16 protein-coding genes and 1 pseudogene are annotated in these 20,812 nt (G+C 74.9%); 4 read left to right on the top strand and 13 right to left on the bottom strand.

The genetic code is table 11. The features are described 5' to 3' along the window. The 7 genes from ACOJTC_RS05570 to ACOJTC_RS05540 form a co-directional block, all read right to left on the bottom strand. On the bottom strand, positions 1-530 hold a 530-nt coding region (locus ACOJTC_RS05570), incomplete at its 3' end, for a TMEM165/GDT1 family protein (RefSeq protein ID WP_420116022.1). Positions 531-897: 367 nt separating this feature from the next. Then, positions 898-1,869, bottom strand: coding sequence for an L-histidine N(alpha)-methyltransferase (gene egtD, locus ACOJTC_RS05565; protein WP_420116021.1), 972 nt, complete (start codon positions 1,867-1,869; stop codon positions 898-900). 40 nt (positions 1,870-1,909) lie between these two features. After that, complete coding sequence (gene egtC / locus ACOJTC_RS05560; protein ID WP_420116020.1) at positions 1,910-2,671, bottom strand: ergothioneine biosynthesis protein EgtC; 762 nt, start codon at positions 2,669-2,671, stop codon at positions 1,910-1,912. Positions 2,672-2,687: 16 nt separating this feature from the next. After that, complete coding sequence (gene egtB / locus ACOJTC_RS05555; protein ID WP_420116019.1) at positions 2,688-4,025, bottom strand: ergothioneine biosynthesis protein EgtB; 1,338 nt, start codon at positions 4,023-4,025, stop codon at positions 2,688-2,690. Then, the gene (egtA, locus tag ACOJTC_RS05550; RefSeq protein ID WP_420116018.1) at positions 4,022-5,257 is read right to left on the bottom strand and encodes an ergothioneine biosynthesis glutamate--cysteine ligase EgtA; all 1,236 of its coding nucleotides are present in this window, start codon (positions 5,255-5,257) and stop codon (positions 4,022-4,024) included. Before egtA ends, egtB begins: the two co-directional genes overlap by 4 nt. 141 nt (positions 5,258-5,398) lie before the next feature. Beyond that, positions 5,399-6,157 carry a hypothetical protein gene (locus ACOJTC_RS05545; RefSeq protein ID WP_377685316.1) on the bottom strand — a complete coding sequence of 253 codons (759 nt, stop codon included), beginning with the start codon at positions 6,155-6,157 and terminating at the stop codon, positions 5,399-5,401. 16 nt (positions 6,158-6,173) lie between these two features. Continuing rightward, positions 6,174-6,797, bottom strand: coding sequence for an RNA polymerase sigma factor (locus tag ACOJTC_RS05540; protein ID WP_420116017.1), 624 nt, complete (start codon positions 6,795-6,797; stop codon positions 6,174-6,176). Positions 6,798-7,303: 506 nt separating this feature from the next. On the opposite strand from ACOJTC_RS05540, the gene ACOJTC_RS05535 reads away from it, so the two are divergent. Beyond that, complete coding sequence (locus ACOJTC_RS05535; RefSeq protein ID WP_204922871.1) at positions 7,304-8,695, top strand: serine/threonine-protein kinase; 1,392 nt, start codon at positions 7,304-7,306, stop codon at positions 8,693-8,695. Positions 8,696-8,808: 113 nt separating this feature from the next. Further along, on the top strand, positions 8,809-10,071 hold the full coding sequence (locus tag ACOJTC_RS05530; protein WP_204922872.1) for a nucleotide sugar dehydrogenase: 1,263 nt from the start codon (positions 8,809-8,811) through the stop codon (positions 10,069-10,071). 36 nt (positions 10,072-10,107) lie between these two features. Here the strand turns inward: ACOJTC_RS05530 and ACOJTC_RS05525 are convergent, their stop codons facing one another. From ACOJTC_RS05525 to ACOJTC_RS05510, 4 genes are all read right to left on the bottom strand, one after another. Then, positions 10,108-12,585, bottom strand: a complete 2,478-nt coding sequence (locus ACOJTC_RS05525) for an FtsX-like permease family protein (protein WP_420116023.1) — start codon at positions 12,583-12,585, stop codon at positions 10,108-10,110. A gap of 236 nt (positions 12,586-12,821) precedes the next feature. Then, positions 12,822-13,487, bottom strand: a complete 666-nt coding sequence (locus ACOJTC_RS05520) for a response regulator (RefSeq protein ID WP_204922873.1) — start codon at positions 13,485-13,487, stop codon at positions 12,822-12,824. Beyond that, on the bottom strand, positions 13,484-14,713 hold the full coding sequence (locus ACOJTC_RS05515) for a sensor histidine kinase (RefSeq protein WP_420116016.1): 1,230 nt from the start codon (positions 14,711-14,713) through the stop codon (positions 13,484-13,486). Before ACOJTC_RS05515 ends, ACOJTC_RS05520 begins: the two co-directional genes overlap by 4 nt. 58 nt (positions 14,714-14,771) lie before the next feature. After that, positions 14,772-15,452 (bottom strand): DUF305 domain-containing protein, encoded by a 681-nt coding sequence (locus ACOJTC_RS05510; protein ID WP_420116015.1) that lies wholly within the window; start codon positions 15,450-15,452, stop codon positions 14,772-14,774. A 140-nt stretch (positions 15,453-15,592) separates the two neighbouring features. Here ACOJTC_RS05510 and ACOJTC_RS05505 point away from each other — a divergent pair. Then, positions 15,593-17,047 (top strand): annotated as a pseudogene (locus tag ACOJTC_RS05505) (LVIVD repeat-containing protein). Between the two features lie 65 nt (positions 17,048-17,112). On the opposite strand, the gene ACOJTC_RS05500 reads toward ACOJTC_RS05505, so the two are convergent. Next, positions 17,113-18,147, bottom strand: coding sequence for a linear amide C-N hydrolase (locus tag ACOJTC_RS05500; protein WP_420116014.1), 1,035 nt, complete (start codon positions 18,145-18,147; stop codon positions 17,113-17,115). 151 nt (positions 18,148-18,298) lie between these two features. Between ACOJTC_RS05500 and ACOJTC_RS05495 the strand changes: the two genes are divergently transcribed. Continuing rightward, positions 18,299-19,525, top strand: a complete 1,227-nt coding sequence (locus ACOJTC_RS05495; RefSeq protein WP_420116013.1) for an SLC13 family permease — start codon at positions 18,299-18,301, stop codon at positions 19,523-19,525. Positions 19,526-19,556: 31 nt separating this feature from the next. On the opposite strand, the gene ACOJTC_RS05490 is transcribed toward ACOJTC_RS05495, so the two are convergent. Beyond that, entirely contained in the window at positions 19,557-20,513 is a 957-nt protein-coding gene (locus ACOJTC_RS05490; RefSeq protein WP_420116012.1) for a hypothetical protein, read from the bottom strand. Between the last annotated feature and the right edge of the window lie 299 nt (positions 20,514-20,812).

Raw genomic sequence — 20,812 nt, 5'->3', positions numbered from 1 at the left:
GCCGCCGCGCCGTACTTGATGGCCTTCTCGGGCAGGTGCCGGCCGAGCATGCGGCCCACGACGATGGCCAGGGCGTCGGCCGCGACCATGCCGAGCGTCGAGCCGAGCCAGGTGCCGAACCAGCCGTACTTGGTGGCCAGGGTGATGGTGGCGAGCATCGTCTTGTCGCCCAGTTCGGCCAGGAAGAACGCGACACCGACGGCGAAGATGGCGGACTTGCCGGTCTTCTCCGCCTTGCGCTTCTCCTCCTCGGTGAGCTTGTCGCCACGCAGCGTCCAGACGCCGAAGCCGAGGAACGCCAGGCCGGCGACCAGCGAGATCCACCCGGTGGGCAGCGCCGCGTTCAGGCCGACCCCGATCGCCACCGAGGCCAGGTGCACGATCGCGGTGGCGACGGTGATGCCGATCAGCACCGGGACCGTCTTGAACCGGGTGGCGAACGTGAGCGCCATGAGCTGGGACTTGTCCCCCAGCTCGGCGACGAAGATGACGCCGAAGCTGACGACCAGCGCGACGAGAAAACCGTCCATGAGGAACCTTCCCGATCAGGCCGGGAGGAGGTGACGGGGCGACCTCGACCCGGCTGTGTTGACAGCCAGAGTCGAAGGTCTCGCCCGCCCCACCGCTGGTGGGGCCGCGTGGCCGGGTGCGGAACGCACCAGTGTGTCGACCACGACATTGGGGGCTACTCCCCTTCGCGCCTGCCAGCCTAACCGAACGGCCCGACCGGCCGGTGCGCCGGGTGCGCCAGGTCACCCCGGAGGGTGCCCGTCGACGCCCCGACGCACCGGGCCGGCGGTGTCGTCACCGGCGGTTCCGCCCCGGCCGACCGGCCGCCGGCAGTCCCGGTGGCGGTCGGGCCGGCAGCGGACCGTAGCGCTCCGGCCCGGTCGGCGGTCAGGCGGCGCGGGCCAGGGTGACCCCGAACAGGCCGTCCGGGTCGGTCCAGAACTCCGTCGGCAGGAATCCGGCCGCCGTCAGCTCCGCGCCGATCCCCGCCGGCCGGAACTTCGCCGACACCTCCGTACGCAGCTCCTCGTCGGCGGCGAACCCGACGGTCAGGTCGAGCGCGTCGACGCGGACCCGCATCGGGCGTCGGGCCCGCAGCCGCATCTCGATCCACTCCTGCGCCGGGTCCCAGTGGGCGACGTGGGCGAATGCGTCCGGGTCGAAGTCGGCGTCGAGCTCCCGGTTGATCACCCGCAGCACGTTGCGGTTGAACTCGGCGGTGACCCCGGCCGCGTCGTCGTACGCCGGCACGATCACCGCCGGGTCCTTGACCAGGTCGGTGCCGACGAGCAGGTGGTCGCCCGGCTCCAGGGCAGCGCGCATGGCGGCCAGGAAGTCGGCCCGCTCGGCCGGCACCAGGTTGCCGATGGTGCCGCCCAGGAAGACCACCAACCGACGACCACCGGTCGGCAGGCGGTCCAGTTGCCGGGTGAAGTCCCCGACGATGCCGCGCACCCGCAGCGCCGGATAGTCCGTGGCGATCTGCACGGTGGACTGCCGCAGCGCGCTCACCGACACGTCCAGCGGCACGAAGGTGCCCAGCCCGCCGTGCCGGGTGAAGGCGTCCAACAACAGCCGGGTCTTCTCCGACGAACCGGAGCCCAACTCGATCAGGGTCTTCGCCCCGGTCGCCGCCGCGATGTCGGGCGCCCGTTCGGCCAGCACCGCCCGTTCCGCCCGGGTCGGGTAGTACTCCGGCAGCCGGGTGATCTCCTCGAACAACTCGCTGCCCCGGGCGTCGTAGAACCACTTCGGGGGCAGCCACTTGGGGTCGGCGGCCAGCCCGGTCCGCACGTCGGACCGCAGCGCCCGGTCGAGGTCCTGTTCCTCCAGGTAGATCTCCAGCGGTTCCGCGCTCATGTCGTCCTCTCCTGCACCGAAAACGTCCTGTTCCGTCCGGTCAATCCAGCTCGCCGACGTGCACGCCGTCCGGTCCCGCCCGGACCCACCGCCGGTCGGGCACCTCCCGCCAGCCGGGCGCGTCGTCCACCGGCTCGGAGGCCAGCAGCGCCGTACCGTCGTCGGCGCGCACCGACAACGCGTGCCCCCACACGCTCGCCACCACCGACACGCCGTCGGTGAGCAGCAGGTTCAGCCGTGACCCCGGGGCCGCGGCGGCGACCTCCCGGACGGTCGCGGTGACCGCCTCGGTCGGCGACGCGCCGGCCCGCAGCCGGTGCCGGACCAGCGCCCACAGCAGCGCCGAGTCGGTCGGCGCGTCGAGGGTGAGCAGGTCCCGCACCGGCAGGCCGCCGGCCGGTCCGACGACCGAGTCCGGCCAGCCACGCACCACCCCGTTGTGGCTGAACAACCACCGCCCCCCGGCGAACGGCGCGGCGGCGCTCTCCTGCACCGGCATGCCCACCGTGCCGGAACGCACCGCCGCCAGCACCGCGCCGGAACAGGTCACCGCCGCCAGCTCGGGCAGCGTCGGGTCGGACCAGATCGGGCCGGCCCGGCGGTACCGCACCGGGGCCCCGCCGCGACCGTCGTCCCCGCCCGTGCCGGGATACCAGCCGACGCCGAAGCCGTCGACGTTGACCGTGCCGCCGCCGCGCATGTCCCGGGGGGCCCAGGACTGCCGAACCAGCGAGTGCGGCGGGTCGTACAGCAGCGACCGCAGGGTCACCGGGGGGCCGAGGTACGCCAGGTGCCGGCACATCAGGCGACACCGCCTCTCACCCGTGGGCCTCCTCGGGCCGGGCGTCACGGGCGCAACGGAAGCCGCTGAAGATCTGCCGCCGGATCGGGTGGTCCCAGTTGCGGAAGGTGCCCCGGCAGGCCGCCCGGTCGGTGCCGAACGAGCCGCCACGCAGCACCCGGTAGTCGCCGCCGAAGAACACCTCCGAATACTCCCGGTAGGGGAAGACGGCGAAGCCGGGATGCCCGTGGAAGGGGCTCGCCGTCCACTCCCAGACGTCGCCGATGAGCTGGTGCACGCCGAGCGGCGAGGCGCCCGCCGGATAGGCCCCGACCGGTGCCGGCCACAGGTGCCGCTGTCCCAGGTTGGCGTGCTCGGCGGTCGGCTCGTCGTCACCCCACGGCCAGCGCCGGGAGCGCCCGGTCGCCGGGTCCCAGCGGGCCGCCTTCTCCCACTCCGCCTCGGTCGGCAGCCGCTTGCCGGCCCACCGCGCGTACGCCTGCGCCTCGTGCCAGCAGACATGTACCACCGGCTCGTCGTCGCGTACCGGCGCCCACCGGCCGAACCGCTGGTACGCCCAGCCGTCGCCGTCGCGTCGCCAGTGCATCGGCGCGCTCAGCCCGGCCTCGGTGCGGTGCCGCCAGCCGGCCGCGCTCCACCAGCGCGGGTCGTCGTACCCGCCGTCGGCGAGGAACTCCCGGTACGCGCCGTTGGTGACCGGCGCGGCGTCGATGACGTACGCGGGCAGGTCGACGGTGTGCGCCGGGCGTTCGTTGTCCAGCGCCCACGGGTCGGTCGAGGTGCCCATGGTGAACGGCCCCGCCGGCACCAGCACCTCGGCGGCGACCCGGGCCCGGGGCTCGGGGGGTGGGGGCGCGTCGAGCGCCGCTGGCCCGGAGCGTAGCTGGTGGGTGGCGAGCATGGTCTCGTCGTGCTGCTGCTCGTGCTGCACGATCATGCCGAAGACGAAGCCGTCGGCGACCAGCGGCCGCTCGGAGAACCGGACCCCGTCGAGCAGGTCGTGCACCTTGTCCCGCACGGTCGCCACATAGGCCCGCGCCTCGGTCGGGGGCAGCAGCGGCAGGGAGGGGCGGTCTTTACGGGGCTGTTTGAACGCGTCGTACAGGTCGTCGATGTCGCGCCGCACCGGCTCCCGCCCGCCGACGTCCCGGACCAGCCACAGTTCCTCCTGGTTGCCCACGTGGGCGAGGTCCCAGACCAGCGGGGACATCAGTGTCGAGTGCTGCCGGACCAGGTCGTCGTCGTCCACCGCGCTGGTCAACGCGTCGGTGCGGGCCCGGGTCCGGGCCAGTTCGGCGGCGATCCGGCTGCGCAACGCCTCGGGCTGCGCGCCCGGTTGCTCGGTGGTGGTCACCGGTCTCCCCTCTGCGCTGCGGCGATCCGTCGGCGGATCCCGCGGTCGATCTCGTCGTGGGTGTCGGTCGGCAGGTCGAGCGTCGGCAGCGTCTCCCGGGCCAGGTCGAGCAGGGTCACGGCCGCCGTGGCCAGGGCCGGGTCGGCCAGCCCGTACCGGGCGGCGGTGCGCCAGCGGTCGGCCACCGGCGCGGCGATCTTCCGGGCCGCCCGGACCGTCCGCTCGTCGCCCAGCAGCGCGGTCAGCACGACCAGTGGGAGCGTCCAGTCCCGGCCGGGTTGGGCGTCGAGGTAGCGGACCTCCAGGTAGCCGCGCGGGCGTACCGGTGGGAAGAGGGTGCTGACGTGGTATTCCAGGTCGTCGGTGGTGGGTGGGTCGGGCAGTGCCCCGGCTATCCAGTCGGCGAACGTGACCCCGCGCGGGGGTGTCCAGTCCGGGCCGTCGTGACGCAGACAGAGCAGGGGCGCGGCGAGGACGTACTGCGTCCAGGCGGCGACGGGGTCCCGGTCCGGCTGGTGCGCCGACCAGACTGGGCCGGTGCGGGCCGGGTCGATGTCCAGCCAGGCGGCCATCCGGGCGGACGCCCAGCCGGTGGGCCGCCCGGCGTTCCGGTCGGCGGTGGCGAAGGCCGCCACCAGAGGTGGCCCGACCGCGTGCACCGCCGCCCAGCGCTCGGCCAGGCCGGCGGCCGGGCCGACGTCGAGGCAGACCTGGAGGCCGGCGGTGCTGTACATCATGGTCTGCCCGGCCGGGCCGCGCCGGTCGAAGACGCAGCGCATGGCGCGGTAGCGCGGGGTGTCGACCACCGGGCGGGGAGCCCGCCACGGGTCGATGCCGGTCTGCCCGCGCACCAGGCCGGCACGGGCGAGCAGGGCGTCAAGTTCGTCGATGTCGGCCTGGGTGGCCGAGACGAGCGCGGCGACCGAGGATCGCGGCGCGGTGGACAACTCCACCTGACCGCCCGGCTCGACGGTCACGGCGCTGCCGTGCCGCAGGGGGCGGGCCGGGCTGGTGTCGTCCAGGGTGGAGGGGCTGTGTGGCCCGAGTGCCGCTCGGAGCCGCGCCCGGTCCAGTGGCCGGGCGGGGTCGGCGACGTCGTGGACGGTCCATTCCAGTTCGACGCCGGTGAGGGTGGGTGGGCCGGTCTTGAAGCAGATGCGGGCCAGGTGCCCGGCCGCCCCGGCGACCTCGCCGAGCACGGTCGACCGGTCCAGCCCGGGCGACGTCACCACGAGACGGTTTCCTCCCGACGAAGGGTCCGACCATGCCGGTCGGCGGGCACGGCCGACAGGGGCCGTCCCGTCCTCCATCTTCTGTCCCGGGGACCGATCCCGCAGACCCGACGGGAAGAAATAATTGTGAAGCCTTTTCGACTAGTTCCTGGGGCCGGGCCCCCCGCCGGGGCTGGCCGGACCACCTGTGGCATCGGACGGCTTGGCCGGCGGGCGCTGCGGAACCAGGGTGCGGCAGTACGCCTCCACCCGGTCGGCTCCGCCCGCGGCGGCCACCAGGTCGGCGTACCCGGGTCTGGTCAACGCCTTCGCCCGCTGCGGGGGCGGCATGGCCAGGTAGGCCCGGCACTGCCCGACCAGTTTGCCGGTGTTCGCCGGCCCGCTGTGGCCGGGCGGCGCGGGCGGTGCCGAGGGGCCACCACCGGGCACGGTGCCGCCGGGCCGCCGCGACGGGCTCTGCCGCTGCGGTTCGGACCGGTACGGCGACGGCCGGTCGGTGTCGGCACCGGTGGCCGTGGCGGTGGCGGTGGCGGACGGGACAGGTCCGGGTGTCCGCTCGGCGGGACGGTCGAGGGCCGCCGCGGCGAAGGCGACCCCGGCGGTGGCGGTGGCGGCCAGCGCGGCGATCCAGGCCACCACACCGGTGGACAGCCGGGGACGCCGCCGGACGGCCGGGGCGGGCCCGGGTGCCGCCGCGCCCCGGGCGGCCCGGAACGCCGCCAGTGCCGCCTGCTCACCGGCGAGCTCGTCGACCCGGGCCGGTGCGGCGGCCGCGGCCAGCAACCGGGTGAGCGGATCGTCGGTGGACGGCACGGTCCCTGGCCCGGTCGAATCGAGCAGCCGCTCGGCCTCGGCCCGGCTCACCGGCCGACCGGAGCGGGCCGACCGGCGGAGGTTCATCCAGTCTCCCCTCATGTCAGCCGTCCGCCGCCTCGGCCCGCGACGCGTGCGGCGTCGGCCGGGGGCGGGGCGGGGCGACCCGCTCGTCGTCGGACGACCGGGGGGCGTCCCCGCGTTCCAGCATCGCCGCCAGCCGGCGCAGCCCCCGGTGCGCGGCCGTGCGGACCGCACCCGGCCGCCGGCCGCGCACCCGCCCGGCGGTCTCCGCGTCCAGTCCCATCACCGCCCGCAGCAGCACCGCCTCGGCCTCCCGGGGCGGCAGGGTGGAGATCAACGCCAGCGCGGACTCGGTGCCGATCGTCTCGCCGGCCCGTTCGGCGGTGTCGGCGTCGCCGGCGAGGTCGCTGAGGTCCTGGACGGGAACCGGCAGGGACGGGCGGCGACGCTGGCGACGCAGGTGGTCCATGGCCCGGTTCCGGGCGATCGTCACCGCCCAGGCGCGGAACTCGCCGCCGGTGAAGCGGGACAGGTCCCGGGCGATCTGCAACCAGGTCTCGGAGGCCACGTCCTCGGCGTCCGGACCGACGAGCGCGGTGAGGTAGCGCAGCAGGCCCGGCTGGAGGCTGCGGTACAGGACGCGGAACGACTCCTCGTCGCCGGCCTGCGCCGCCGCGACCGCCCCGGTCAGGTCTTCGGTCACCGCCGGGCCGCCCCGTCGACCGACCCGGGCCGGCAGCCGGCGGACACACCGCCGCCCCGGCCCGACCAGCGGACCCCTTCGCGCACCTTCAGCCCCCCGCTGCCCCGCTCGCACCCGACACCGGAGGTCGGGTGACCCGTCTGGTACGCCGCCGGGAGAGTACGGCGTCGGGTCTGGGCGCGGTACCGGCACCGGGACGGGCCAGAGGGGGCAACACTAGGAGCCGGAGCAGGGCGCAGGCAAGCGGTCAACGGGGCGGAAAAGGTGAGATAGATCAATCTCGCTGGCGGCGCGTCGGAGTAACACCGATCACCCTCCGGACGCTTAGCCGCGACGTTCTCCGTCCCGACCACGAGGCCACGGCGCACCGTCGGTGACCCCGCGACAGCCACCGGTCACCGACCGTCAGGCCGACCCCCCGCCGGGACCTGGACAGGTGGTCCCAGGAAAACTCCGAAGGGATATCGGCGTCTGCCGGACGGGAGGACCCTGGGTACGGTATGGGGGTGTTGTCATCCGAGGTCGTGCTCAGCGGTCGCTACCGCCTGGACGAACGTGTCGCCACCGGCGGCATGGGCGATGTGTGGCGGGCCACCGACCTGGTTCTCGGTCGCCAGGTCGCGGTGAAGGTGCTGCTGCCGGCGCTCGTCTCGGATCCCGACTTCATCGCCCGGTTCCGCGCCGAGGCGCGGATCATGGCGGCGCTGCGCCACCCCGGCATCGTGCAGGTCTTCGACTGCGGTGAGGACCGGCTCGACGACGGCGGCCGGGCCGACTACCTGGTCATGGAGTTCGTCGAGGGCGAACCGCTGTCGCGGCGGATCGAGTCCGCCGGCCACCTGGACGTGGACGAGACGATGTCGGTCGTGGCACAGGCTGCCCAGGCCCTGCACGCCGCGCATGCCGGCGGCATCGTGCACCGCGACGTCAAGCCGAGCAACCTGCTGGTGCAGGAGGACGGCACGGTGGTGCTGGTCGACTTCGGCGTCGCCCGCTCCACCAATGTGACGAGCATCACCAGCGCGAACGCGGTGCCGGGCACCGCCCTCTACATGGCGCCCGAGCAGGCGTCCGGCCGGCCGGTGTCGGCCGCCACCGACATCTACGCCCTCGGCGCGGTGGCGTACTGCTGCCTGACCGGGCAGCCGCCGTTCACCGGGGACAACCCGCTCCAGGTGGCCGTGCGGCATCTGGACGACGAGCCGCCGGAGCTGCCCGCCGACATTCCGGTGGCGGTCCGGGCCCTGGTGGCGCGGGCGCTGGAGAAGGACCCGGCGGACCGCTTCGCCACCGGCGCCGAGATGGCCACCGCCGCCCGCGCCGCCGCCGGTGACGACACCGCCGCCACCGCCCTGGTGACGCCGCCGCTGCGCCACCCGTCCCGGGCCGACGGCGTGCGGGTCGACCCGGCGGGGACGTCGACGACGGTGGTCGGCTCGGGGTCGCGGCGGGGCCGCCGGGGTTCCCTGGTCGGCGCGCTGGCCGCGGTGCTGGTGGCCCTGACCGCGCTCGGTGCCGCGTTGGGCGCTTCGAAGTCGCTCGACAGCGGCGTGCCCAACATCCGCAGCACGGGCCCGGCGGTGGCCCCCACCGACCGCTCCGAGATCCCGGCGGTGGTCGAGGAGACCGGCTCCGACGAGTCGTCGCGTCCGCCCCGGCCGACCAACCAGTACGAGAAGCCGTCGCCGTCGGTATCGGTCAGTCCGACGCCGCTGCCGAACGGCTCACCCTCGACGCCGCCGACGAACTCCGCGCCGCCCACCCCGACGGCGCCGGCCACCAGCGAGCCCGCCCCGACGGGCACGCCCACCACCGGGCCGACCCAGGGCGAGCCGACGGCGACCACGACCGAGGCGGGTGGCGGCGGCGGCAACAACCCGCCACCGGCCGGCACCTGACCGGTCGTCGCCCGGCACCGGGAACACCACCGACCCCAGGAATACCAAAACGGACGTAGATCGCTATATCGCCATCTAGGCTCCCTGCAAGGACACGCTTGCAGGGAGCCCGGATGAACGCACAGAAGCTGGTCGTCATCGGTCAGGGATACGTCGGACTGCCGCTGGCCATGCGCGCCGTCGAGGCCGGGCTGGACGTGGTCGGGTTGGACGTCGACGCCGACCGGGTCAAGCGGCTGGCCTGCGGCGAGTCCTTCGTCGAGGACATCCCGGCCGATCGGCTGGGCCGGGCCCTGGCCAGCGGACGGTACCGGCCGAGCACCGAGTACCCGGACGCCGAGGGCTTCGACATCTGCGTGATCACCGTGCCCACCCCGCTGCGCGACGGGGTCCCCGACCTGAGTTTCGTCGAGCAGGCCGGTACCGCCGTCGGCCCGTACGTGCGGCGCGGCTGCACGGTGGTGCTGGAGTCGACCACCTACCCGGGGACCACCGAGGACCTGCTCCGGCCGCTGCTGGAGGCGGCGAGCGGGCTGCGCAGCCCGGGTGACTTCCACCTCGGTTACAGCCCGGAGCGGATCGACCCGGGCAACCCGACGTGGCGGCTGGAGAACACGCCGAAGGTGGTGTCCGGGGTGGACGCGGCGTCGCTGGAGCGGGTGGACGGCTTCTACCGGCGGCTGGTCGAGCGGACCGTGCCGGTGGACTCCACCCGGGTCGCCGAGCTGACCAAGCTGATCGAGAACACCTTCCGTCAGGTCAACATCGCGCTGATCAACGAGCTGGCGATGGCCTCCCACCAGCTCGGCATCGACGCCTGGCAGGCCATCGAGGCCGCCTCGTCCAAGCCGTTCGGGTTCATGCCGTTCCGGCCCGGCCCGGGGGTCGGCGGGCACTGCCTGCCGATCGACCCGTGTTACCTGTCGTGGCAGGTCAAGCGCACCCTGGGCCGGCCGTTCCGGTTCATCGAGCTGGCCGACGACATCAACCACCAGATGCCCGAGCACGTGGCCCAGCGGGTGATGGCCGGGTTGAACCGGATCGGCCGGCCGGTCAACGGGGCGCGGCTGCTGCTGCTCGGGTTGGCGTACAAGAAGAACACCGGTGACATGCGCGACTCGCCGGCGGTCGACGTGGCCCGCCGGTTGCAGGCGCTCGGCGCGGACGTGCACGCGGTGGAGCCGTACGCCGAGCCGCAGCACATCCCCGGCGGGGTGGTGGTGGTCGACCTGACCGCGCGGGAGGTCGCGGCGGCCGACGCGGTGGTCCTGGTGACCGACCACGACAGCTTCGACTACGACCTGGTCACCCGGCACGCCCGGTACGTCTTCGACACCCGGGACCGGTGCCGGGGCGCGATGGTGGAGCGGCTCTGACCGTCGCCCCGCCGGACGGCGGGGTGACGGCCGGGGTCACTGCTCGCCGAGCGCCTCGACCACCGGGCGGGCCAGGGCACGCCGGGCCGGCAGCACCGAGGCGGCCAGCGCGGCCAGCACCGCCACGGCGAGGGTCAGTCCGAGCCGTCCCCAGGGCAGCACCAGCGTGAAACCGCCACCCAGCCGGGCGACGAAGGCCACCGTGCCGGCGCTGACCGCCACCCCCAGCGCGGTGCCCAGCAGCGCGCCGACCAGGGCGGTCAGCACCGCCTCGATGGCCAGCAGCAGGTGCATCCGCCCCCGGGACAACCCCACGGCACGCAGCACGGCGTTCTCCCGGGTCCGTTCCACCACCGCGAGGCTGAGCGTGTTCGCGACGCCGACCAGGGCGATCACCACGGCCAGACCGAGCAGCGCGGTGACGAAGGCGAGCAGCATGTCCACCATGCCGGTGAGCATCTTCTTGTAGGCCGCCTGGTCCAGCAGGTTCACCGTCGGGTACCGGGCGAGCACCGTCTCGACGGCGGCGCGGGCCTGCGCGGCGGACACCCCGTCGGCCGGCTCGACCTCGGCCAGCTGGCCGCGTTCGTCGGGGTAGAGCGCGGTGAAGTCGCTGTCGGCCAGGTCGACCACGTGCCCGGCGGGCACCCCCTGCGACGTCGGGCCGTCGGCGGTGACCACGGCGGCCACCCGGAACGGACGCCCGGCGACGGTGACCGTCGACCCCACCCGCCAGCCCAGGGCGGCGGCCAGTTCGCGGTGCACCAGCACCGATCCGGGCCCCAGGTCCGCGACGTCCCCGGCGTCGACCGCGTCGAGGGTACGCCGGGCCAGCGCCGGGTGCGCCGACCGCAGCTCGACGCCGTCGACGACCCGGCTGCGGTGCTCGTGCACCACCCCCACCTCGGGTCGGGCGGCCAGTTCCCCGGCGAGCGGGGCGGGCAGCTCGACACCGACGCCGGTGACCACGAAGTCGACGCCGATGCGGGCGTCGACCGCACGCTCGATGCCCACCTTGACGCTGCCGGCGCCGACCACGAACGCCGAGACCAACCCGATGCCGATCACCAGGGCGGTGGCGGTCGCCGACACCCGGCGCGGGTTGCGGGCCGCGTTGGCCACGGCGAGCGCGGCGGTGGCCCCGAACACCGGCCGCAGCGGCCGGCCGAGCAACCGGACCAGCACCGGCACCAGCAGCGGACCGAACATGACCATCCCGAAGAAGGACAGCACCCCACCCACGGCGACCAGGACGATCTGCCCGACGGCGGCGGCCCCGGCCAGCGCGGCGATGCCGGCGACGCCGACCAGCGCGCCGAGGGTCAGCCGGACCCGCCCGGCGCCCCGGGCCGGGTGCCCGGCGGCGTCGGCGAGGGCGGCCACCGGCGGCACCCGGGTGCCCTGCCAGGCGGGCAGCAGCGCGGACCCGACGGTGACCAGGATGCCGAGCAGCAGGCTGATCCCGACGGTCCGGGCGGTCACCGTCAGGCCGGCGGCGGGAAGCGGCAGGTCGAGCCGGGGGACCAGGGCCGCCGCCCCGGCGGCCAGCCCGACCCCGAGCGCGACCCCGAGGGCCGAGCCGGCCAGCCCGAGCGCCGCCGCCTCCAGCGCGGCGGCCCGGAAGACCTGGCCCCGACGGGCCCCCACCAGCCGCAGCAGCGCGGTCCGCCGGGTCCGCTGGGCGAGCACGATGGCGAAGGTGTTGGCGATGACGAACCCCGCCACCACCACCGCCACCCCGGCGAAGACGAGCAGCACCAGGCGGAACTGGTCGAGGTCGCGCACGCCGTCCTCGACGGCCTCGTCGAGGATGCGCTGCCGGGACTTCACCGTGGCGTCCCCGCCGACCACGGCGGCCACCCGGTCGGCCAGGGCCGGCCCGGCCGTCCCCGCAGCGGCGGCCACCATGATCCGGTCGTAGCCGGGTTTCCCGCTGACGGTCAGCGCGTCCGCGCCGACCAGCCCGACGAACGGTCCGCCGACGTCGCGCGTGGTTGCGGCCACGTCGACGGTGCCCACCAGGGTGTACGGGCGGGCCGCGCCGGTCGCGCCGCCGACGCCGACCGGGCCGCCGAGCGTGAACCCCTGCGCGGCGACCGTGGGCGCGTCGAGGACCACCTCGCCGGGACGGTCGGGCAGCCGGCCGGCGACCACGTCGTAGGAGCGCAACGCGGGTCCGGTGGGGATCGCGGCGAGCAACCCGACGCCGAGCACCGGCCGGCCGTCGACGCCGACCACCCCGACGAGGGCGGTCAGCTCCCCGGCGGCCTCGGCCACCCCGTCGACGGTGCGCACCCGGTCGACCAGGGACGGCGGCAGGGTGGTCCGGTCGGCGTAGACGCCCAGGTCGGTGTGCCTGTCGAAGGCGCCGGCCCGCTCGTACGCCCCGGCCTGCATGCCGTCGGTGAGCATCAGCGTGCCGGCGACGAAGGCGACACCGAGCACGATCGCCACCGAGGAGAGCAGCAGGCGCAGCGCGTCGGCGCGCAGCGTGCGCAGGGTCAACCGCCACATCCCGGTCACCGCCCCCACCGGCGACGCCCGGCCCGGGGACCTGCGGGTTTGCCGCCTTCGGCGGGTGGGCGGGGCGCGGTACGGACGGACATGGGGACTCCCGGTCGGCGTGGCACTGGTCCCCTCCGACGCTAGGCAGCGCCCCGGCGGTCCGCGTCCACCCGCACGCGCGACCCGGCTGCGCCGCAGGTCGACCCCGACCGGGGTGACCCGTACGACCCAGGTCGTACCCGGGTTCAGCCGCCCGGGGTGACCAGGCCGCTCTCGTACGCCAGGACCACCACCTGGACCCGGTCGCGGAGCTGGAGCTTGGCCAGGATCCGCCCCACGTGGGTCTTCACGGTCGCCTCGGCGACGTGCACCCGGGCGGCGATCTCGGCGTTGGCCAGCCCCTGCGCCACGAGCAGCAGGATCTCCCGTTCCCGGTCGGTGAGCTGCGCCAGTCGCGGGTCCTGCGCGGGTGCCGGGCCGAGCCGGTCGGCGAACCGGTCGAGCAGCCGGCGGGTGATCGACGGGGCGACCACCGAGTCCCCCTCGGCGACCACCCGGATCGCGGCCAGCAGTTCCTCCGGCGGCACGTTCTTGAGCAGGAACCCGCTGGCCCCGGCGCGCAGCGCGGCGAACGCGTCCGCCTCGGTGTCGAACGTGGTGAGCACCAGCACCCGGGGCCGGCCGTCGGTGGAGGCGGCGCAGATCCGGCGGGTCGCCTCCACCCCGTCCATGGTCGGCATCCGCAGGTCCATGACCACCACGTCGGCCTCGACCCCGGCCAGCACCCGCAGCGCGTCCGCCCCGTCGATCGCCTCGCCGACGACGGCCAGGTCGGGTTGGGAGTCCAGCACCATCCGGAAGCCGGCCCGGACCAGCGCCTGGTCGTCCACGATCACCACTCGTACGGTCATGCCGCGATCACCTCCGCCTCCGGGGTCGACGGTAGCGGCAGCCGTACCTCGACCTGCCACCCGCCACCGGTTCGGGGGCCGGCGGTGAGTCGGCCGTCGTACACGCCGACCCGCTCGCGCATGCCGACCAGGCCGTGCCCGCCGGAGGGGGCCGGCCGGGCCGGCGGGCGGCCGCGCCCGTCGTCGGTCACCCGGACCACCAGCCCGTCGTCGACGCCGAGCACGACCGTGGCGTGCGCGCCGACCCCGGCGTGTTTGAGGGTGTTGGTCAGGGCCTCCTGCACCACCCGGTAGACGGTCAGGTCGAGCCCGGGGGGCAGGGTGGCCGGCACCTCCCCGGCCCGGTAGCCGACCAGCAGGCCGGCGTCGCGGAACCGACCCACCAGGGCGGGCAGTTCGGCGACGGTGGCGCGGCGGCGTTCGGGTTCGGTGCCGGCGGTGTCCGCGCCGGGGCCGGTCGTCGTCTCCGGCGGGTCGGGCTCCCGCAGCACGTCGACGAGCCGGCGCATCTCCTCCAGGGCCTGCCGGCCGGTGTCGGCCACCACCTTGACCGCGTGCCGGGCGGTGTCCGGGTCCCGGTCGAACATCAGGCGGGCCCCGTCGGCCTGCACGATCATCACCGCCATGCTGTGCGCCACCACGTCGTGCAGCTCGCGGGCGATCCGGGCGCGTTCGCCGACCACCGCGGCGCGGGCCTCGGCCTCCCGTTCCCGTTCCAGGGTGGCGGCCCGCTCCTCCAGGCTGAGCACGTAGAGGCGACGGGTGCGGACGTTCAGCGCGGCCAGCCACACCCCGCCGGTGATCAGGCCGAAGTAGAGCGCGGTGGCCCACCAGGCGGCCTGGGAGACGGTCTGCGAGGCGGCCAGCAGCACCCCGACGGCGGCGACGACGCCGGCCACCATGCCGTCGCGGAGCCGGTCGGCGTACTTGACCACGCTGTAGAGGGCGACGAGCACGGCGACGTCGTAGGCCAGCGGCCCCCAGCCGGCGACCACCTGGACCAGTGCCAGTGCGGCGACGACCGTCGCGACCAGTGAGGGGTGGCCGCGCCGGAACAGCAGGGCCACCGCCATGCCCAGGCCGACCAGTGCGGACGGCCAGCCGCCGGGCTGGGTCCACGCCCCGGGCTGGGCCGCCGTGACCAGGGTGAAGAGCACCACCAGCACGCTGACGCCGACGTCGAAGGCGACGCCGCGCAGCGGGCGACCGAACAGGGTACGGCTCACGGTGACCGAGCGTAGTGCCCCGCGCGGGGTGGCTGCGGGTCCGTCGGCCGACCGGGGTTCAGAGCAGCGCGCGGAGTCGGGCGATCTCCACGGTCTGTTCGGTCGCCACCGCGTTGGCGAACTCGTTGAGCTGCTGGTCGGCGCCGGCGGAGAGGAGCTCGGTGGCCATGGTCACCGCGCCGGTGTGGTGGGCGGTCATCAGCTGGACGAAGAGCCGGTCGAAGGCGGCTCCCCGGGCGGCGTCGAGCTGCCGGAGCGCCTCGGGGGACTGCATGCCGGGCATCCGGCCGTGGTCGTGGCCGGGCTCCCCGACGGCCAGGCTCCGGGCGTCGAGCCAGCCGCGCAGCAGGCCGAGCTCCGGCCCCTGGGTGCCCCTGATCCGGGCGGCGATCGCCTTGACCTGGGCGCTGGCGGCCCGGTCGGGGGCCAGCTCGGCCATCTGGAGGGCCTGTTGGTGGTGCGGGATCATCATCCGCACGAACCAGACGTCGGGGGTGTTGTACCGGGGTGTGCCGGGGGCGCGGACCTCCTGCGCGGGCCGGGTCACGGCGGGCTCCCCCGGCCGGCCGGGCCCGATCACCCCGGGGGTGTCGGGCGACCCGGTCGTGGTCGGCGTCGCCGTGGGGGCGGACGCCGTCGGGGTCGGCGGTCCGTCGGGGCGCAGGGCCAGCCCGACCGGCACCGCGACGGCGGCGGCGACTGTGACGGCGAGCAGGATGCGCCCACGTCGGCCGGTCATGCGACTCCCCCCTCCGGTCGAGGTCGCCGCGATCGTATCCATTCACTGCCACCGATAGATGTGATGCGGCTCACATCAACTCTCATCACTGCCCGGTAAGGTGCCTGACACGCATCGTCCCCTTTCGAAGGGTTCCGCCGATGATCAGGTTCACCCTGCCCCGAGCACGGCAGTTGAAGATCGTCAGCGTGGTCGCCGCCGGCCTGCTGGTGGCGAGCGTCGCCACCAGCCCGGCGGGCAACGCCGCACCGGCCACCGCGACCCGGGGCGGGACGCCGGCGGCCCCCGGCCTCGCCGTCGACGAGATCTCCAGCAGCCCCAACCTGCGTCAGGTCGCCAACCTGCCCAAACAGGCGCCGTTCGACACCACCAGCGCGCTCGGCACCGACATGGCCTTCCAGGGCCGGTACGCCTTCGTCGGCAACTACAACGGCTTCGTCATCTACGACATCGCCCGACCCAGCGCCCCGACGATCGTGTCGCAGGTGCTCTGCCCCGGCTCGCAGAACGACATCTCGGTCTACGGCGACCTGCTCTTCCTCTCCACCGACTCGTCCCGCACCGACGACTCGTGCGCCAGCGCGAGCCAACCGGCGACGGTGAAGGAGTCCTGGGAGGGCATCAAGGTCTTCGACATCAGCGACAAGGCCAACCCGCGCTACATCAAGTCGGTGGAGACCGCCTGCGGCTCGCACACCCACACCCTCGTCCCCGGCAAGGACCGCAGGACGATCTACCTGTACGTGTCGTCGTACAGCCCACGGGCCGACTTCCCCGACTGCCAACCCCCGCACGACTCGATCTCCATCGTGAAGGTCCCGGTGCACAGGCCCACCGAGGCGGCCGTGGTGGCCACCCCGAACCTCTTCCCCGACGGCGGCTACGAGGGCATCCCCGGGCAGACCTCGGCCACCACCGGCTGCCACGACATCACCGCCTACCCGGCCAAGGACCTGGCCGCCGGCGCGTGCATGGGTGACGGCGTCCTGCTGGACATCCGCAACCGGGAGGCACCCCGGGTGATCAACCGGGTGCGGGACACGGTCAACTTCGCGTTCTGGCACTCGGCGACGTTCAACAACGCCGGAACCAAGGTGGTCTTCACCGACGAACTCGGCGGCGGCGGCGCGGCCACCTGCAACGAGGTCGTCGTCCCGAACCGGGGCGCGGACGCCGTGTAAGACGTCACCGGCCGGGGCGACGCCCGCACGATGGTCTTCCGCAGCTACTACAAGATCCCCCGGACCAACGCCGACACCGAGAACTGCGTGGCCCACAACGGTTCGCTGATCCCCGTCCTCGGCAAGGACATCATGGTGCAGGCCTGGTACCAGGGCGGGGTCTCGGTCTGGGACTTCACCGACTCGACCCGCCCGAAGGAGATCGGCTTCTGGGAGCGCGGGCCGCTGTCGGACACCCAGCTCACCACCGGCGGCGCCTGGTCGACGTACTACTACAACGGGCACATCTACTCCAGCGACATCCAGAAGGGCCTGGACGTGCTGAAGCTCAACGACTGGCGGACCTGGACGGCCGACCTGGTCCGGATGCCCGAGCTGAACGCGCAGACCCAGGCCGGCTACCTGAGCTGGTAGTCCCGACCGGCGACGGCCCCGGCCCCCGTGTGTCGGGGGGGCCGGGCCGTCCGTCGTACGAGGGGTCAGCGGATCGGCAACCGGTAGCGGCGCTCCTGCCCACCACCGGCCACTGTGACCAGCCGGACCTCGCCGTCGCGCAGCCCGTACGTCACCGACCAGCGGGTGTGCCCCTGCCGGACCTGGCCCAGCAGCCGCAGCGCCGCCGCCGGGTCCACCCGGCCGTCGGCCGCGTCCAGCGCCTTCGCCAGGACGTCGTAGCGGTGGTCTCGGCGACGCTGCTGCTCGGGTACGTCGACCACCGGCACGTTGGTCAGCGCCTGCCACCGCCCCTGCCCCCGCTGCACCCGCATCGTCCCGTCGACGAACTCGACGACCGCCGACCGGCCGCCCGCGTCGGCGAGCAGGTAGTGCAGCGGCGGCCCGCCGTCGAAGTCGAGGTTGTGCCGGCCGAACATCGCCACCGCCTCGTCCACCGTGGCCGCCCGGTCCAGCACCAGCCGCAGGATGCGCACCGACCCGACCGTGGGCCGGCCCGGCACCGGCTTCGCCGTCGCGGTGTCGTCGGCGGCCAGCCCGACGGCCAGCCCACGCTCGTTCATCCCGTCGAAGGGCAGCAGCGGCGCGTCGAGCAGCCGGCGGTCGCCGGTCGGGTCCGGGCCCACCCCCAGGTAGGACAGGTCGACCAGGGAGACCGAGGCGTACCCCTCGGGGGGGTCGGTGCGCAGCACCATCGCCGGGTTGGCGTCCCAGTCGAAGTTGCGGGCGAACAGCGGCCGGGCCGGGTCACCGGAGGCGGCGAAGAGGGAACAGCCGAACGGGCCGGTGTCCGGCCGGGCGTCGGTGCCCACCGTCGGGTCGTAGCCGCCGACGTAGGTCATCTCGTAGAGCGGCAGGTCGTCGACCTTGCGCAGGCTGTCCAGCGTCCGCCGGGCCTGCTCCGGGTCCTGCCGGGAGGCGCGCGGCGGGCTCGCGGACGACGACGCCGGACCGGTCCGGGCCGACTCCGTCGGGGTGGCCCGATCCGTCGGGGTGGCCTGGGCACAGCCGGTGGCGACGAGCGACAGGGCCAGTCCGGCCCCCAGCAGCATCCTGCGCATATCTCCTGAACGCTAGGGCAGCCGTGCCGGGATGTCCACCGTGGCCGTAACCGCGCACGTCGATGTCGCGCCGGTCGGTACGGGGCCGCCGGGCGGGCGGTTGCGGCCAACCGGCGTCGGAGCAGGGCCGGCTGTGCGAGGATCATCCGCCGTGACACCTGCCGGCGGGACCCCGCCCGTACCGACCGAGCGGCCCCGCCGGCCGCGGCTGCACCCGCTGGACCGGGTGGCGATCGGGCTGGCCCTGCTGGGCCTCGGCGCGGTGGTCACCGGCCTGCTCCCCCGGGCCGACGCCGGGGCGACCCTGCACCGCATCCTGCCGCTGCTGCTCTTTCTCGGCGCGGTGGTGGTGCTCGCCGAACTGACCGCCGTCGCCGGGGTGTTCGACGTGCTGGCCACCCGGCTGGCGATCACCGCCCGGGGCAGCTTCGCCGGCCTGTTCCTGCTCTGCGTCGGGTTCGCCTCGCTCACCACCATCGCCCTCAACCTGGACACCACCGCGGTCCTGCTCACCCCGGTGATGATCGCGCTGGCCCGCAAGCTGGACGTCGCACCGGGACCGCTGGCGATGACCACCGTCTGGCTGGCCAACACCGCAAGCCTGATGCTGCCCGTGTCGAACCTGACCAACCTGCTCGCCGCCGACCGGATCACGCTGGCCCCGGCGGCGTACGCGGCCCGGATGGCGTTGCCGCAGCTCGCGGCGATCGGGGTGACCATGGCGGGGTTGTGGCTGTGGTACTGGCGGCGGGGCCGGCGCGACGTCGACCGGTTCACCCCTCCCCCGCCGCACCGGCCGGCCGACCGGCTGCTGTTCGGCACGGCGGTCGCCGGCTGCCTGCTGTTCGTCGCCGGCATCCTGGTCGGGGTGGAGATCGGGGTGGCCGCCGCCGTCGCCGCCGGGCTGGTGGTGGCCGGCTTCGCGGTCCGGTCCCGGCGGACCCTGCGCCCGGCGCTGCTGCCCTGGCGGCTGCTGGTCTTCGTGACCGGCCTGTTCCTGGTGGTGCAGACCCTCGGCCGGCACGGGCTGGACGACCTGGTGTCCGTGCTGCTCGGGGACGCCGGTGGCACGGCGGGGGCGCTGCGCGCCGGGGGCACCGGGGCGCTGCTGGCCAACCTGGTCAACAACCTGCCCGCCTACCTGGCCGGCGAGGCGGTGCTCCCGCCCGGTGACGGGACCCGGCTGCTGGCGCTGCTGATCGGCACCAACGTGGGGCCGCTGGCGGTGCCGTGGGCGTCCCTGGCGACCCTGCTGTGGTTCGAGCGGTGCCGGGCCGCCGGGGTGACCGTGCCGCTACGCCGGTTCGTGGCGACCAGCGCCGTGGTCGCGGTGCTCGGCACCCTCGCCGCGGTGCTCGCCCTGCTGGTCACCGGCTGACCCGGCGGCGGCCCGTCGCCCGGCCGGCCGTTCAGATCCCCATCTCGGCCTCGTACGCCGAGCGCAGCCGGGTGCGGGCGGTCGGGGCCAGGCAGACGTGCCAGTCGGGCCCCTCGTCGATGACGTTCAGTTCACCGGCGGACTGCCGGGCCAGCAGGATCTCGGCCAGCACGTCCCGCGCGCCGAACCGGGCGTACCAGGCCAGTTCCACGTCCACCGCCCAGCCGAGGCAGTGGCCGCTGGGCAGCATGGCCGGCTGGCCGAGCCGGCGCAGCCGGTACCGGTGTTCGGCGCTGTGGGCCAGGTTGGTCACCCACAGCGGCGGGGTGCCGGGCGGGGCGGACCTGGCGAACTCCCGGGCCAGGTCGTTGAGGAGCGCGACGATCTCGCGGCGGGTCCGGCGCAACGGCACACCGGCGGTGGGCGGGGCGGTCTCCGGCAGCAGCCGGCCCCGGACGGCGCGCACCCCCCGGCCCAGGACGCTTCCCGGTTGTTCCCGGTAGCGGAAGCCGAGCAGACCACGACGGCGCAGCCATTCCAGGTCGATCAGGTCGGGGTGCGTGTCGACCTGCTCGTCGGTCGCCAGGGCCGTCGTGTCCCGCCACCACATCAGGTCGATGCGGGACAGCAGGTAGATCCGGACCAGGGCGGTCAGGTCGGGGCCCGGGGCGGGCCGGTCGGGCTGGTGGCGGGCCAGTTCCAGCAGCAGGGTCTCCCGGGCGCCCAGCACCCCCTGCCCGGTGGCGTCGAGCACGTCGGCGATCGCCGGCTCGCGCAGCCGCTGGTCGAGCAGCACCTGACGGGCGGCGGTGCCGGCGGTCCCGGCGAGCGCGCCGACCTCGACCAGCAGCTCGGCGACCGCCTGCCGGTAGGCGTCGAGGTCGGGGGCGGCCGGCCGCACGGGACGGGTCGGGGCCGGCGTCCGCCGGGCCGGGGCGGGCGGGGTGACGCCGGGTTGGGGGCCGGGGCTTCGGCTGGGCACGCGCATGGTCGGTCCTCTCCCGGTGCGACACGGTGCGGATGAACCTGAGGGCACCGTAACCGTGGTGAACCGGTGGAGACCGAGCATTCCTCCCACAGCCCCCGAAGGGCGACACACGGCCGGTGGCGTCGCCCGGTCCCGGGCGGGGCGGGGGGGGCGCGGGGGCGCCCGCGGGGGGCCCGGCCCGGGGGCGCGGGGGGGGGCGGGGGGGGGGGGGGGGGTGGGGGGGGGGCGGGGTGGGGTTGGCGGGGGGTGGGCCCTGGTCGGCGTGGGGGGGGGCCGGTCTGCGCGGGGGCGGTGCCGGG

This window comes from Micromonospora sp., assembly GCF_048594385.1.
GTDB lineage: Bacteria > Actinomycetota > Actinomycetes > Mycobacteriales > Micromonosporaceae > Micromonospora > Micromonospora wenchangensis.
The sequence above is the reverse complement of the archived record's forward strand: the minus strand, read 5'-3'. Positions and strand labels throughout refer to the sequence as shown.